Origin of the sequence: Streptomyces mobaraensis (assembly GCF_020099395.1) — a bacterium.
Classification (GTDB): Bacteria; Actinomycetota; Actinomycetes; order Streptomycetales; family Streptomycetaceae; genus Streptomyces.
In genome coordinates, this window is the sequence record NZ_CP083590.1 from 5,234,081 (window position 1) to 5,247,856 (window position 13,776).

A 13,776-nucleotide genomic window follows, 5' to 3' on the forward strand; every position below is an offset into this window, starting at 1 on the left:
GACGGGCATGTCGTTCGGAAACGTCTTCGACAAAGGCGGGGACCAGCACGATTCCGCCGAGCAGTCCACCGAGAAGCTCCGGAAGAACACTCCCGGAGCCGACGGTGTCTCCAAGGACGCGGGCGACCTCGAAAAGGAACGCGACCCGTGGCTGGTGCGCCAGACGGCCCACGGGGCGTTCGCCGCGATGGAGTTCCTGGGCGGCCTCTTCCGGAACGCCAAGGAGGTGTCCACGGCCCAGCGCAAGGTCTCCGAAGACCCCCAGTCGGTGTCCCGTACGGCGTCGTCGAACATGAAGGCGTGCGGCCCGCCGAAGGTGGAGATCAGCGACAAGGACATGCCGAAGATGGACGACCTGTCGAAACTCATCGACAACAGGGCGGCGTACGCCCTGGTCGCCACGGACCTGGGTTCGTCGGAGGGCCTCGCGGTGGACCCGGCGCGGAACACGGCGTACGTCACCGACCGGGCCGGCCACAAGCTGTCCGCGGTGGACCTCACCACCGGCGCCCAGCGCGTGATCGCGAAGGATCTTGGGGACGTCGGCGATGTGAAGGTGGACGGGAAGGGGCACGCCTACGTCACCGACTACGCCGGTGCGCGGCTGCTCGTGGTGAACCTGTCCGACGGTTCGTTCACCCCGCTCACCGGCGTCACCGGCGCGTACGGTGTGGCACTGGACGGGAAGAAGAACAAGGCGTACGTCGCCGACTACGCCGAAGGGCAGCTGACCGAGGTGGACTTGGGCGGCAAGGACACCCGTCCGGCCGCCACCGGGCTCGGCGCGGCCGGCGGCAACATCGACTGCGTGGCACTGGACGGGAAGGGCAAGGCGTACGTCGGCGACACCGCCGGCAACGTGCAGGAGGTCGACCTGGCCGACGGCAGGCACCACGTCCTGACCAACCTGCCCGGGGCCGACGCCGTACGCGTGGAACTCGACGGCGCCGGCAGGGCCTACGCCGTCGACCCCCGGCAGACCGGCCGCCTCTACGAGATCACGCTCGCCGACGGAGCGCAGCGCGTGGTGGCCACCGGGCTCCAGCTCTGCAAGGGCCTCGCCCTGGACACCGCCGACGGCCAGATCTACGTCAGCAACCAGCAGGGCCAGTTGTGGCGGATCGCCACATGCGCCACCGAGGCCCCCGGTGGCGTCGGCCAGGTGCGTCCGCCGCCCGGAACGTGAGGACCGGGACCGTTCCTACGAGGCAGCCGCCGCCGGCGCGTACACCCACGCCTCCGCGCCGGAGGCGAGCGGTACCAGGGTGCGCGCGTAGTCGTCCACCTCGTAGTCGTCCGCCGCCGCCAGTTCCGTCTCCGTGATCAGCAGTGCCGTGCCCTCGACCGTGTCGGCGGGGTCGCCCGTCGGCCGGAGGATCGGATGGTGGGCGGAGCCGCTGAGCGCGATGACGTGCGGGTCGGTGATCTCCACGGTGGCCAGCCGGTAGCCGGGCAGGGCGTCGGGCACGCCCGTGAGCTCGCGGCCGAAGAGGGAGCGCTGGACCTCGGGCCGGCGCAGGGTGCCGTAGGAGAAGAGGCGGACGGTGGGCTGTTCGATCATGGTCACAGCATCGGCGGGGGTGAGGTGCCGGTGCAACGTGAGGTGTGACTCGGGCGGGGTGGGTGGGTACGACCTGGAACGGTGTCTTTCCCCCGGATCATCGCCTTCCTCCGGCTCGTCCGGCCGTCCCTCCCCAGGAGCCCGCCCGTGGCAGAACCCGGCCTCCCCGCACCCGTCTTCCCCGCCCCCGCCCTCCCCGCCGAGCTGATCGCCGTCCGGCACGGCCAGAGCACGGCCAACGTGCTCTTCGACCGCGCCCGCGCCACCGGCACACCCGCCGTACTGCCGCCCGGCGCCGACCCCCTCGTACCGCTGACCCCGCTCGGCCGGGAACAGGCCGCCGGGCTCGGCCGGTGGCTGGCCGGGACGGTGCCGGACGCCGTCGTCGTCTCCCCGTACGTCAGGGCCCGGCAGACGTGGGAGGCGATGGCGGACGCGGCCGAACGGCTCGGCTGCCGGCCGCCCCCGCCGGTCCTCGACGAGCGGCTGCGCGACCGGGAGATGGGCGTCTTCGAGGGGCACGACGCGCACGCGATCCGCGACCGCGACCCGGGCGAGGCGCTGCGCCGCGAACAGGCCGGCGAGTGGACGTACCGGCCGCCCGGCGGCGAGTCGCTGCCCGACGTCGCCGCGCGCGTCCGCGCCCTGCTGCGCGACCCCGCCGCCGTCCCGCCCGGGCGGCGGGTGCTGCTCGTGGCGCACGACGCCGTCGTCGTCGCGCTGCGCCATGTGCTCGGCGGCGAGACGCCGGCCCGGCCGTGGCCGGTGCCGAACGCCTCCGTCTCGCGGTGGGTCGCCGACGGCGGGGGCGTACTGCGGCGGGTGGAGTTCGGGGCGCGGCCGGGCGCGTAGCGGGTGGGGTGGTCGGCGCTGGGTGCGTGGCCTGCGGTGGTCGGCGCCCGGTGCGTAACCGGTGGGATTCAGCGCCCGGCGCGTGACTGGTCGTGCTCAGCGCCCGCCTCGCGTCCGGTGGTGCTCGGCGCCGCCGGGTAGCCCGGGGTGCTCAGCGCCCGGCGCGTCCGCACAGGGCGTCGTCGGCCAGCTTGCGCGCGGCCTTGTTGAGGCGGACGAGATCGGGGGTGCCGGGGGTGCTGCCGTCGCTGGTGATGGAGACGGCGACGGAACGGCGGCCGTCCGGGGTCACGCCGGTGCGGGTGTACGAGCCGAAGCCGTCGCCCTCGTGGTGCCAGTAGCCGCCGCCGCAGGAGAGCGGGGTCCAGCGCACGCCCAGCCCGTACCCGCCGTCGGGCCACTGCGCGAGGTCGTCCGTGTCGCCGGTCCGTGCCACCGTCCGCCGCATCTCGCGGAGTTGGGCGGGCGGCAGCAGTCTGCCGCCGGCCAGGGCGCGGAAGAAGGTGCGGAGGTCGGCGGTGGTGCTGACCACTCCGGAGTCGGCCGTGTGCTGGATGCTGTGGTCGGTGACGTCCGTCAGCCTGCCGTCGGGGGTGCGGAGGGTGACGCGGGCGTGCGGGCCGGGGAGGTACGGGTTGGCGCCCGGTACGGAGGTGTCGCGCAGGCCCAGCGGGGCGATGACGCGGTGCTCGACCTGCTCGCGCCAGCCCAGGCCGCCCGCCTTCTCGGCGATCATGCCGGCGAGGAGGTAGTTGGTGTTGGAGTAGGCCCAGCGCGGGTGCGCGGGGTCCGGCGTGAACAGCGGCCGGTGGCGCATGGCGACGGCCACCCACTCCGCCGCGGGCGTCGTGTCGTGACGGACCTTGTCGAAGCCCTCGCTGAGCGCCCGCCCCAGCTCCGGGTCCCTGACGTAGTCGAACAGGCCGCTCGTCTGCTGAAGCAGATCGCGGACGGTGATCCGCGCACCGTCGTTGCCCTGGCCCTTGACGACGCCGGGGAGCCACTTCTCGACGGTGTCGTCGAGCGACAGCCTGCCCTCGGCGGCCAGTTGGAGTACGACGACGGAGGTGAACGTCTTCGTCGTGCTCGCGATCCGGAAGCGGGCGTCCCACGGCGTCGGTGACGAACCGCCGCCCGCGCGCGACCGCAGCACGCCCCGGCCGGTGTCCACCTCGGCGAGCACCCGGACGTCCCCCGCCCGCCGACCGGAGGGCGCGGACGTCCGCGTCCAGCGTGCCGCCGTTCACCGTACGGCCGTTGGGGGAGGCCTGGGTCGCGGTGGCCGGGGTGAGGCCCGTCAGCAGGGCCGCCACCGCGGCGACCGCGCCGCCGGCCAGGGCGGCCCTGCCGCTCCGACGGTTCGCTCGCCCATCGCGTCCGCGCACCCGCATGATCCGTTCTCCTCGCACTCGCGTCGTTTCGATGGACCGATCTCATCACCGGGGCCTCGGGCGGGCCATGGGCCTGGACACCGGAGCGGGGTGTACCTGGCACCACCACCTCGCGGCTGCGCCGTCGCGGACATACGGGTGAACGCCTGGGGTACGGGTGACCTCGGCCGTACCCGTGACCCCGCACGTCCCACGGCTGTTGGTTGCACGAGGAAAGGCCGGCGGGGGCACCGGCGGAAAGGGGAGGGGAACCGGCATGGCCAGGCGCATCACCGGATCGGACCGGGTGATCATGGCGCGTTTCACGGCCCAGTGGCCGGACGCCCGGTGTGTGCTGGCGTACGCCAGGCACGAGTCGACGGCGGTGGTGGCCACCGTTCCGGTGTCGGGCACGTCCCCGGCCGCGGCCTCGCTGTGGGAGCTCGCGGCCCGCCACCTGCCGTCCAACGCCGCCAACGAGACGGAGATCTAAGGGAGATGGCTGCTCGGCGCGGGCTGGAGCATGAGCGTCATGCCGCCGTCCGGCGGGCTCGTCGTGCACGGCGAGCCCTGGACGCTGGACGTCGCGCGGAGCGCCGTTCTCAAGGAACCGGCGTACGGGTCGGACGGGGTGCACGTGGGGCGGCTGACGTTCGCGAGCTCTGAGGTGATGGAGCGGGTGGAGGGGCTGTTGCTTGGGTGAGGGCGGTGGCTGCGGTGGCTGCGGTGGGGATATGAGAAGGGGCGGGCGGCGGCGGTGAGGACGTCTGCCACCGCCCGCCCGGTCCGGCCCGCCGGGGTGACCGCCGTACCCCGGACGGGCGCGGATGCTTCGGGGGCCGTCGGGGCACGACAGCCAGGGACTGCCCGCCGCCGGGCGTTCCCATCCGGGAATCCGCCCGGACTCACCCGGGCGGCCTCAGGCGGAGAGGTGCCGGCGCTCCTGCGGTGCACCGGTGGGTGACAACCGGACGGCCGGCGCCCGGAGGACGGCGTGTGGCGGGTGCGCGGCGGGGGCAGCGGGCGCTGGGTGATCCGTGGGGGGTACGGGGGAAGGGGGTTGCGAGGCGTCGTACGCCTCCGGCGGCCGGATCTCGCCGCGCCGCTCCCGCCACGCGCGGTACGCCGCGCTGACGCGCGCCAACTCCTCGTAGGCGTGCGCCACATCGTCGTACAGCGCGTCGATCTCGGTGATGGACAGCGCCCCCGTCCGTGACACCAGGGACAGCCGGGCCGTGAGGGGATCCCCGAGGAGCGGGCGGACGACCGTGCCGTCGGTCGGCTCGGCGGTGGGCTGGCAGAGGCGGACGGCCTCGCCGGACGCGACGAGGTCGGCGGCGGTGGCGGTGTCGCGGACCTGGAGCAGCCGGGGGTTGAGGCCGGCCGTCGAGAGGGCGCGGCGGAGGGCGGCACAGTCGTGGTCGGCGGTCGGGTCGATGATCCAGGAGTCGTCGGCGAGTTCGGGCAGCGCCACGCACGCGAGCGCGGCGACGGGGTGTCCGGCGGCCAGCGCGACGAACCGGGGCTCGCGGTCGACGACGACGCGCCGCTCCAGGCCCGGCGGCAGGTGCAGCGGGAAACCGGCCGGCTCCTGGACGAGGGCGACGTCGAGCTGGTTGGTGGCGAGCAGCTGGATCAGGGCCGCCGACGAGACCTCTATGTGGATCGTGGTGTCCGTGCCCGGGAGCCGGCGGTGGACGCGGCGCAGCCACGCGGCAACGGCCGGGCCGCCTACGCTGCCGAGGCGCAGGCAGAGGCCGCCCATGCCGGAGGCGGCGTCCCGCGCGGCCATCACGAGGGCGGTCATCTCGGCCACGATCGGGCGGGCGCGGGACAGCACGGAATGGCCGAGGGGCGTGGGGCGGCTGCCCGTCTGCCCACGGGTGAACAGCACCCCGCCGATCGCTCCCTCGATGCGCCTGAGCTGGGTGGTGAGCGAGGGCTGGGTCATGCCCAGCTGTAATGCGGCCTTCCGTACGCTCCCGGTGTCGGCTATGGCGCACAGCGCACGGAGGTGCCTGACCTCAAGCTCCACGGTCCGGAGCATAACCGCGCCCCCTTGGCCACACCAGGCACATTCTCGGGCAGGTGTGTGAACGGCCCGTCAACCGCGTGTCGGTGTAAGGGCGGTGGTGCGGAGCGTGAGGGGTGGTGTGGGAGGGGCTGTTGTTGCGCCTGGGGTTGAAGCGGAACGACGCGATCGGGGCGGCCCGTGGCGGGGCGGGCGTGCGGGTGGCCGGTCCGTGAGCGGCCGGGGTGATTGGCCGGAGCTATCGCCGATTGGCATCATCCCGGCCGCCGATCGCTCGGCAGACACTCTGCGGGACCAGACACTTCACCGGTTCGTCACCCGGCCGTGCGTCCCACCCGCACGGTCCGCGGCGGCGGACCGCAGGAAATGGAGTCCCCCACATGAACCACTCCATGCAGCGTTCCCTGAAGCGCTCCACGCGGCGCTCCGCCCTGGTCGCCGCGGCGGCCCTCGGTCTCGCCGTCGCCGCCACCACGGCGGCCGTCCCGGCGACCGCGGCCACTCAAGCGTCGTCCCAGGTCTCCCCGTCGGGGCAGGCCGGGCAGGGCATGACGAGATCGTCGTACGTCGGCTCGGCCCAGGAAGAGGCAAACAACAAGGCGTTCTTCGAGGCCGTCATGAAGTCGGCGAAGGCCAAGCAGGCGGCGTCGCCCGGGCTGCGCACGGTCACGGTGACGTACGACGCCAGCCAGGCGCCCAGCTTCGCCAACCAGATAGCGCAGAGCGCACAGATATGGAACGGCTCCGTCCGGAACGTCCGCCTCCAGTCAGGCTCCAACGCGGACTTCCGGTACTACGAGGGCAACGACTCGCGCGGCTCGTACGCCAGCACCGACGGCCACGGCCGGGGGTACGTCTTCCTCGACTACCGGCAGAACCAGCAGTACGACTCGGTGCGCGTCACCGCCCACGAGACCGGGCACGTCCTCGGCCTGCCGGACCACTACTCGGGCCCGTGCAGCGAGCTGATGTCCGGCGGCGGCCCCGGCCCGTCCTGCACCAACCGCTACCCGAACGCCAACGAGCGCAGCCGCGTGGACTCGCTGTGGCGCAACGGGCTGTCCGCCTTCGCCAAGCAGGACGCGCTGAAGAAGGTCTACTGACGGGCCGACGGGTCGACGGGCAGCCGTAGGCGGTCCGGACCTCAAGGAACGCCCGGACGGACCACGCGGAACGCCGAACGGCCCGGTCCCTGGTGAGGGACCGGGCCGTTCGTTCCGTCCGGCGCGGAAATCCGCGGGCAGCGCTCCGGCCGTCAGCCGGCTTCCGCCGCCGCCGGCTCCGGCTCGTGCGGGCGGCGGACGAGGAAGGCCGCGCCCGAGCCGGCGAGGAACAGGGCGAGGACGGAGACGGCCGTGCCGATCCACGTCGCACCGAGCCACTGGCCCCCGAAGTACCCCAGGAACACGCTGTACAGCGCCCAGGTCACGCCCGCGAGGGCGGACCAGGGCAGGAACTCCCGGACCCTGCGGTGCATGACGCCCGCGCCCAGGCTGACCACGGAGCGGCCGGCGGGGGCGAACCGGGCGACGACGACGAGCGCGCCGCCGCCGCGCAGCAGCGCGGTGCCGAGCCGTTCCTGGGCGGCCGTGAGGCGGCGCGAGCGGGCGATGGCGCGGTCGAAGCGGTCACCGCCGCGCCAGGCGACGCGGTACGCGACCAGGTCGCCGACGACCGAGGCCGTCGCGGCGCACGCCACCAGGGCGAACATCTCGGGAAGGGCCGTGTGACCGTGGGTGCCCACGGCGGAGCCCGCCGCCGCGGTGGCGGCGGTGATCACGAGGACTCCGCTCGGCAGCACCGGCAGGAAGACGTCGAGCAGCACCGATAGCGCGACGATCACGTATATCCATGGGGTGTCGGCCAACGCCCCCAACTGATCCAGCACGTCCGATCTCCTGTTACGGTCCCCCGCCGCGATGTCGCAGGGGAGCGGCAGGAGCGGCCTTCACAACCGTACAGAGTACGCCTGGGACTCCTGAGGCAAGCGAAGGGGGGCGCGCGATGTAGTACGTATCACGTGCCCCCCGACGAGGTCTCCCGGGGCTCGGGGCCCCGTTCTACGCGCTCAGCGGCGGGAGTACAGCCGGCTGACGGCGAGGGCGCCCGGGCCCGTGAAGACGAGCAGCAGGAAGGCCCAGCAGAACATCGCCGCGGCCTCGCCGCCGTTCTGGATGGGCCACAGCGCCACCTTCTGGTGCATGTCGAAGTAGGCGTACGCCATGGAACCGGAGGCGATCAGCGCCGCGCCGCGGGTGCCGATGCCGAGCATCACCAGGACGCCGCAGACGAGCTGGATGACGGCCGCGTACCAGCCGGGCCAGGTGCCGGCCTCGATGGTGCCGCCGTGGGTGCCGGCCGCGCCGCCGAGGACGCCGAAGAGCGAGGCCGCGCCGTGGCAGGCGAACAGCAGGCCGACGACGATCCGGAACAGCGAGAGGACGTACGGCCGGGCCGCGTCCAGGCGCTCCACGAGCGGTGCGGAGCCGCGGGACGCGGGGGCCGGGCGGGGGGCGGCCTGAGTGGGTGTGGGGGGCATGGGACTGCTCCTCGTGGCGGGGACGGATACGACGAGAGGTCCAAAGGTTAGGTACCCCTAACGATACTTGCAAGTTCAAGTTCTTCTTCCGCTTTCGCTTCGAGCGCTTCCGTCGTGCGCCGGGCGCCACGGCGGTCCGCCGGTGCCGCCCGGGATCCCGGGCCGCCCGGCGACCGGTCGCACGGCCCCCCTGATGACAGCGTGCGACTTCTGGCGCGCCACCGAAAGTGGAACGCGTGCTCGACCCGGCCGACGCGGCCGGCCCGGTCGTCCACGGCCCCGTCGCACCCGCCTCCGCGGAAACGGGGGACGACGGCAGGCACTCCCGTCCCGTACCCTGAGGGGAGCAGAAGGGGAGTAGCTCTTCGCCGGACCGTCGACATACTGCTGGGCCCCAGGCCCGGCCGGCGCCCGGAGGCCGTACCCGCGAGGGTGCGGGCCAGCGAGACCTTCGGCCGCAGTGTCCATGACGCTGCCGTGCCGAAGCGACCCCTGAATCCCCCAGGACCCAGGGCAGGACCCTTCCGGTGCGGCAGCCCCACCGAAGAGGAAACCTGTGATCAGCCTCACCGTCACCGCTCTGGTCTTCGGCGTGATCTTCCTGGCCGAGCTGCCGGACAAGACCGCCCTGGCCTCGCTCATGCTCGGCACCCGCTACCGCGCCTCGTACGTCTTCGCGGGCGTCGCGGCCGCCTTCGTCGTCCACGTCGCCCTGGCGATCGCCGCGGGCAGCCTGCTCACCCTGCTCCCGCACCGCCTGCTCCAGGCGATCGTCGGCGCGGCCTTCCTGATCGGCGCGGCGATGCTGCTGTTCCAGAAGGAGGAGGACGGCGAGGAGGTCAGGAAGCCCGCCGACCAGTCCTTCTGGAAGGTGTCCGGCGCCGGCTTCATGCTGATCCTCGCCGCCGAGTTCGGCGACCTCACCCAGATCATGACCGCCAACCTGGCGGCCCGCTACGACGACCCGGTCTCGGTGGGCCTCGGCGCGGTCCTGGGCCTGTGGGCCGTGGCGGGCCTGGGCATCGTGGGCGGCCGGACCCTGATGCGGTACGTGCCCCTGACGCTGATCACCCGCATCGCGGCGCTGGTCATGCTGGCGCTGGCCGGTTTCAGCCTGTACGAAGCGGTGGCGGGGTAAGGCCGCTCCCGCCCCTCACGGCCGCCGCTCGGCGCTCCAGCGGTTCGCTTCGCGCACCCGCCTGAGCAGGTCCGCGCGGCGGGCGGCGGCGGGGTCGGTGGGGCTGCTGGGACTACCGGGGTTGGTGCCGTGGCTGTGCGGTGTGATCGTCATGGTGCCCCGTCCGCGGGCGGTCGTCCCGAACAGCCGCGTGGGCGCCGGGAGTTCCAGCGCGAGGGCGAGCGCCCGGTAGTCGTCCACCCTGCGCGTCCCGCACGCGCCGCAGGTCCGCATGCCGTCCGCCGTTGTCCACGCGGAGGGTGGGTGGCCGCAGGAACGGTGCGGGGTGCGGGGGCCGTTCACCGGGGGCACGGATGTCCGAACCGAGGTCATGAGCGGACCGTCCGCGACGAGGAGGTGCGCGGACGCGGGCCCGCCCCGGAGGTGAGTGACCCGGTGTACCCGAAGTGCCGAGTGGTGAAAGGCCGGGCCGCCGTGGCGTGCGGGCCGTTATTCTGAGGACGCATCGAATCTCCTGCTGTTTCCAGGGGTCAGATGTCGGCCTCGGCGGAGCTCGCCCGGTGGTTCCAGCACCGGAGAGCGGTTATCCGCCGGGGCCTTTTCTCGTGTCCGTTTCGCGTATTCCGTCATGGGCGTGCGTCCATCGGCGCGCGTCCGTGAAGTGCCGTCGCGGGCAGGCGGATTGGGCGGTCGTGCTGCGGAGAATCCGACGGGCCCGGCAGTGTGACCGCGACGCTACTCGTAGTGTTTCTGCGAGTCAAGAAATCCTGCGACCGTACCGCCCTGCCCGGACCTCTGCGATTCTTTGGTGCGACACGAGGGGAGAGCGCTTATGGCTGCCGGTTTCGGCTTGGTCGTCCGGTTCACCTTGCGCGGCGCGGAGGCCGCGGAGGGCTTCGACGCGCTGGTCGCGCGGACGGTCGAGTACATCCGAAGGCATGAACCCGGGACTCTGGTGTACGCGACGCATCGCGTGCCGGACGAGCCCCACGTGCGGGTCTTCTACGAGCTGTACGCCGACCGCGCCGCGTTCGACGACCACGAACGGCAGCCGCACGTGCGGCACTTCCTCGCCGAGCGCGAGAAATACGTCCTCGGCACCGACGTCACCTTTCTGGAGCGCTTCGACGGAGAACGCCCCGACGGAGAACGCCCCGACGGAGAACGCCCCGACGGAGAACGCGCCGGCGGACACGGCGGGGTGTGAGCGGAACGGTGACCGGCGTGGGGCGCGAGATCCGCGGGCATCGCGGGAATTCGGAAGAACGCGACAGGGAACGGCGGGCGTTCGGTACCCGCGTCGCGGAACTGCGGGCCCGGCGCGGGCTGACACAAAAGGAGTTGGCGGCCCTCCTCGGCCGCACCACAAGCTGGCTCTCGCAGGTCGAGCGCGGGATCCAGCCGGTCAACCGGATCGACGTGCTGAACCGGCTGGCGGACGGACTCGGCGTGTCCGTCGTCGAATTGCGCCCGGACGCGCCCCCGGTCGCAGAGCCGACGGAGGGGCCCGTGGGGGACGACCCCCTGAACCGGGCCAGGCTCCTGCTCTCCGGGCATCCCGCGCTGGAGGCGCTCCTGTCCCGCCCGGCGCAGGACCCGCCGCGTGCCGACCCTCCGCTCGCCGGCTTCCGGGAGGACGTCGAGCACGTGTGGTCGCTGGCCCACGGAGACCGGTACGCCGAGCTGGGTGCGGCACTGAACTCGCTGCTGCCCAGCCTCGAACGGCTGGCACGCACCGCCGCGAAGCCCGAACGGGCCATGGCGTACGGCCTCCTCGCCCGCACGTACCAGGCGCTCTCCGCGGCCTTCACCCGGCGGAACGAGGCGGACGCCGCCTGGGTGGCCGCCGACCGTTCCATCGCGGCAGCGGAGATGTCCGGGCGCGTCCTCGACGTCTTCGCCGGGACCTGCCGGCTGGCCCACGCCTGCCTGCGGCTCCGGCGGTACGAGCAGGCGGAGCACGTCGCGCAGGCCGCCGTGGACGCGCTCGGCGGGGCCGGCGGGTCCGGTGGCGAGGCGGCGTCCGTGCCCGAGGAGCTGTCGCTGCTGGGCTCGTTCCACCTCGTGCTCGCCCTTGTCCACGCCCGGCGCGGCGACCGCCCGGCCGCCCGCCGGGAGACGGAACGCGCCCGGTCCGTGGCGCGCCGCCTCGGCGGCGACAGGAACGACTTCAACCTGGAGTTCGGCCCGACGAATGTGGAGATCCAGGCGGTGGCCGTCGCCGTGGAGCTGGGCGACGCGGGCGAAGCGCTGGACACCGGGCTGCGGGTGGACGCGAGCGGCCTGTCCGTCGAGCGGCGGGCGCGGCTGGCCCTCGACATGGGCAGGGCGCACGCCCAGCTCAGACACGTCGCCGACGCGGTGGAGTGCTTCCTGGCGGCCGAGCATCTGGCTCCCGAGATGGTGCGCGGCCATGAGACCGCGCGGTCCGCGATCCGCGACCTCATGCTCGTCGCCGGACGCTCGGCCCCGCCCAAGCTGCGGGAGCTGGCGGAACGGGCGGGAGCAAAGTGCTGATCTCCTGACCGGAGCAGGGTTCAGCCGAAGGTGCGGTGCGACATCAGCTCGCCGACACCGAACCCGCCCGTCCTTGCGCCGGCCCGCCTCCACCGCTGCCGGCGGCCGGGGGCCGACGGCCGGTGGCGTCGGGCCGTGCTGGTGAGGGCCGTTCAGGCCGGGGCGGGCAGGCGGATCGTGGCGAGCTTGGCCGGGTCGACGACGATGTGGATGGCGCTGATCCGGTCTTCGGTGACGGTGAAGGCGATCACGGAGAGAGGGGTGCCGTCCGGGCGCCAGGACATATGGCCTGGAACACCGTTGACCAGCACCGGACGGTGGTGGACGGCCTGGCCGGAGGAGACGCGGGCGCCGGCGGCGACCTCGGTGGCGCCGAGGACGACGACCACGCCGTCGGGGGTGTCGACGGTCAGCTTCACGTCCGGGTCGAGGATGCGCAGGAGCGCTTCGAAGTCGCCGCCGAGGGCGGCGGCGCGGAACGCCTCGACGACCTCGCGGTGCTCGCGGCCGGGGCCCGCCGCCCGGTCCGTGGCCTGGACCTTGCGGCGGGCGCGGCTGGCGGTCACCTTGGCGGCGTCGGCGGACTTGCCCAGGATGTGGCCGATCTCGCGGAACGGGACGGCGAACATGTCGTGGAGGACGAACGCCAGACGCTCGCTCGGAGAGAGCGAGTCGAGCACGACGAGCAGGGCGAGGCCGACCGAGTCGGCCAGCGTCGCCTGCTCGTCCGGCGCGGGGGTGTCGGCGGGCGTCACCACGAGGTCCGCGAAGTCCTGCCCGTAGGCGGTCTCGGGGCGGGCCCGGCGGGATCTCAGGAGGTCCAGGCTGATGCGGCCGACCACGGTGGTCAGCCAGCCGGCCAGGTTGCCGATGGCCGCCTCGTCCTGGCCGGCGAGGCGCATCCAGGCTTCCTGGACGACGTCCTCGGCGTCGGCGTGCGAGCCCAGCACGCGGTACGCGACGGCGCGCAGCCGGTCGCGCTGGGCCTCGAACGCCTCGGCCAGGAGGCCGGACGGGCGGTCGGTCACGGCTTCCGCTGCTGACGGAGCGAGATCCGGTTGCCGTCCGGGTCCACCGCCTCGACGCGGACCCCGAACGGGTAGTCCTCGGGTGCGTCCCCCTCGAAGACGACGCCGCGCCGGCGCATGGCCTCGAAGTCCTTGTGCAGGTCGTCGGATTCGAGGATCAGCGGGCCGGGCGCGGGGTGCCCGTCCCTCTCGCCGGGCTGTCCCGCGGCCGACGCGTGCGACCACAGGACGATCTGCACCGGGCTGTCGGGAACGCCGACGGTCAGGAAGCGTCCGTCGGGCCCGGGGAAGTCGATCCGCTTCTCCAGGCCGAGCCCGTCGGTGTAGAAGGCCAGCGCGCGGTCCTGGTCGGTGACGTAGACCGTCGCGTACATGAGATTGGTCAGCATCGTGTTCTCGATTCACTCGTCGGTGAGACGGCCGTTCGCATCCCGGTCGTCGCCCCTATGACGAGTGCCGTGCGGAGAAGGTGACAAGGCCGCCGAGCGGGCCACGGACGGCCGGCCCCGGATCGCCGTCGGCACGCTGTACGGCGCGCTGGACCGGCTGGAACGGGCCGGGCTGGTGGCCGCCGGTGACGAGGAGAATCGTGGATGGACGGGCGAGGCGCTACGACCGGCTCACGGAGGACGGCACCGAGGCGCTCGGCCGGGAGGCGCGGCGGATGCGGCAGGCGGCGGCGCTCGTCATCGGGCGCTCGGGGAACGCCGGGGCGGCCCCGGCGTGAACCGTCTGCTGC

Annotated in this window: 16 protein-coding genes and 1 pseudogene; 9 read left to right on the top strand and 8 right to left on the bottom strand. The window is 73.3% G+C overall.

The genetic code is table 11. The features are described 5' to 3' along the window. The first annotated feature begins 7 nt into the window (after nucleotides 1–7). Entirely contained in the window at nucleotides 8–1,186 is a 1,179-nt protein-coding gene (locus K7I03_RS22960; RefSeq protein ID WP_185940643.1) for an NHL repeat-containing protein, read from the top strand. A gap of 15 nt (nucleotides 1,187–1,201) precedes the next feature. On the opposite strand, the gene K7I03_RS22965 is transcribed toward K7I03_RS22960, so the two are convergent. Beyond that, on the bottom strand, nucleotides 1,202–1,561 hold the full coding sequence (locus tag K7I03_RS22965) for a gamma-glutamylcyclotransferase family protein (protein ID WP_185940642.1): 360 nt from the start codon (nucleotides 1,559–1,561) through the stop codon (nucleotides 1,202–1,204). A 147-nt stretch (nucleotides 1,562–1,708) separates the two neighbouring features. On the opposite strand from K7I03_RS22965, the gene K7I03_RS22970 reads away from it, so the two are divergent. Beyond that, nucleotides 1,709–2,413 (top strand): histidine phosphatase family protein, encoded by a 705-nt coding sequence (locus tag K7I03_RS22970; protein ID WP_185940641.1) that lies wholly within the window; start codon nucleotides 1,709–1,711, stop codon nucleotides 2,411–2,413. A gap of 151 nt (nucleotides 2,414–2,564) precedes the next feature. On the opposite strand, the gene K7I03_RS22975 is transcribed toward K7I03_RS22970, so the two are convergent. Beyond that, complete coding sequence (locus K7I03_RS22975) at nucleotides 2,565–3,596, bottom strand: serine hydrolase domain-containing protein (RefSeq protein WP_224347171.1); 1,032 nt, start codon at nucleotides 3,594–3,596, stop codon at nucleotides 2,565–2,567. A gap of 464 nt (nucleotides 3,597–4,060) precedes the next feature. Between K7I03_RS22975 and K7I03_RS22980 the strand changes: the two genes are divergently transcribed. Continuing rightward, on the top strand, nucleotides 4,061–4,276 hold the full coding sequence (locus tag K7I03_RS22980) for a hypothetical protein (protein ID WP_185940639.1): 216 nt from the start codon (nucleotides 4,061–4,063) through the stop codon (nucleotides 4,274–4,276). Nucleotides 4,277–4,306: 30 nt separating this feature from the next. Then, entirely contained in the window at nucleotides 4,307–4,486 is a 180-nt protein-coding gene (locus K7I03_RS22985; protein ID WP_185940638.1) for a hypothetical protein, read from the top strand. 216 nt (nucleotides 4,487–4,702) lie between these two features. On the opposite strand, the gene K7I03_RS22990 is transcribed toward K7I03_RS22985, so the two are convergent. Then, the gene (locus K7I03_RS22990; protein ID WP_185940637.1) at nucleotides 4,703–5,830 is read right to left on the bottom strand and encodes a LysR family transcriptional regulator; all 1,128 of its coding nucleotides are present in this window, start codon (nucleotides 5,828–5,830) and stop codon (nucleotides 4,703–4,705) included. A gap of 365 nt (nucleotides 5,831–6,195) precedes the next feature. On the opposite strand from K7I03_RS22990, the gene snpA reads away from it, so the two are divergent. After that, complete coding sequence (gene snpA / locus K7I03_RS22995) at nucleotides 6,196–6,918, top strand: snapalysin (RefSeq protein WP_185940636.1); 723 nt, start codon at nucleotides 6,196–6,198, stop codon at nucleotides 6,916–6,918. A 152-nt stretch (nucleotides 6,919–7,070) separates the two neighbouring features. Here snpA and K7I03_RS23000 read toward each other — a convergent pair whose 3' ends face one another. Continuing rightward, nucleotides 7,071–7,703: a DedA family protein gene (locus K7I03_RS23000; protein ID WP_185940635.1), complete on the bottom strand. Its 633-nt coding sequence runs from the start codon at nucleotides 7,701–7,703 to the stop codon at nucleotides 7,071–7,073. 180 nt (nucleotides 7,704–7,883) lie between these two features. After that, nucleotides 7,884–8,354, bottom strand: a complete 471-nt coding sequence (locus K7I03_RS23005; protein WP_185940634.1) for a DoxX family protein — start codon at nucleotides 8,352–8,354, stop codon at nucleotides 7,884–7,886. Between the two features lie 556 nt (nucleotides 8,355–8,910). On the opposite strand from K7I03_RS23005, the gene K7I03_RS23010 reads away from it, so the two are divergent. Then, nucleotides 8,911–9,492 carry a TMEM165/GDT1 family protein gene (locus tag K7I03_RS23010; RefSeq protein ID WP_185940633.1) on the top strand — a complete coding sequence of 194 codons (582 nt, stop codon included), beginning with the start codon at nucleotides 8,911–8,913 and terminating at the stop codon, nucleotides 9,490–9,492. A 15-nt stretch (nucleotides 9,493–9,507) separates the two neighbouring features. On the opposite strand, the gene K7I03_RS23015 is transcribed toward K7I03_RS23010, so the two are convergent. Then, nucleotides 9,508–9,864: a DUF6255 family natural product biosynthesis protein gene (locus tag K7I03_RS23015; protein ID WP_185940632.1), complete on the bottom strand. Its 357-nt coding sequence runs from the start codon at nucleotides 9,862–9,864 to the stop codon at nucleotides 9,508–9,510. Nucleotides 9,865–10,324: 460 nt separating this feature from the next. Here K7I03_RS23015 and K7I03_RS23020 point away from each other — a divergent pair, with 460 nt between their 5' ends. Together K7I03_RS23020 and K7I03_RS23025 are read left to right on the top strand one after the other, a co-directional pair. Beyond that, nucleotides 10,325–10,699 (top strand): putative quinol monooxygenase, encoded by a 375-nt coding sequence (locus K7I03_RS23020; protein WP_185940631.1) that lies wholly within the window; start codon nucleotides 10,325–10,327, stop codon nucleotides 10,697–10,699. Between the two features lie 17 nt (nucleotides 10,700–10,716). Beyond that, a complete protein-coding gene (locus K7I03_RS23025; protein ID WP_224347172.1) occupies nucleotides 10,717–12,009 on the top strand; it encodes a helix-turn-helix domain-containing protein in 1,293 nt (430 codons plus the stop codon). Nucleotides 12,010–12,161: 152 nt separating this feature from the next. On the opposite strand, the gene K7I03_RS23030 is transcribed toward K7I03_RS23025, so the two are convergent. Then, entirely contained in the window at nucleotides 12,162–13,037 is an 876-nt protein-coding gene (locus K7I03_RS23030) for a sigma-70 family RNA polymerase sigma factor (RefSeq protein ID WP_185940630.1), read from the bottom strand. Then, nucleotides 13,034–13,426 carry a VOC family protein gene (locus tag K7I03_RS23035; RefSeq protein ID WP_185940629.1) on the bottom strand — a complete coding sequence of 131 codons (393 nt, stop codon included), beginning with the start codon at nucleotides 13,424–13,426 and terminating at the stop codon, nucleotides 13,034–13,036. Before K7I03_RS23035 ends, K7I03_RS23030 begins: the two co-directional genes overlap by 4 nt. 64 nt (nucleotides 13,427–13,490) lie before the next feature. On the opposite strand from K7I03_RS23035, the pseudogene K7I03_RS23040 reads away from it, so the two are divergent. After that, nucleotides 13,491–13,764 (top strand): annotated as a pseudogene (locus K7I03_RS23040) (PadR family transcriptional regulator). Nucleotides 13,765–13,776: the final 12 nt, after the last annotated feature.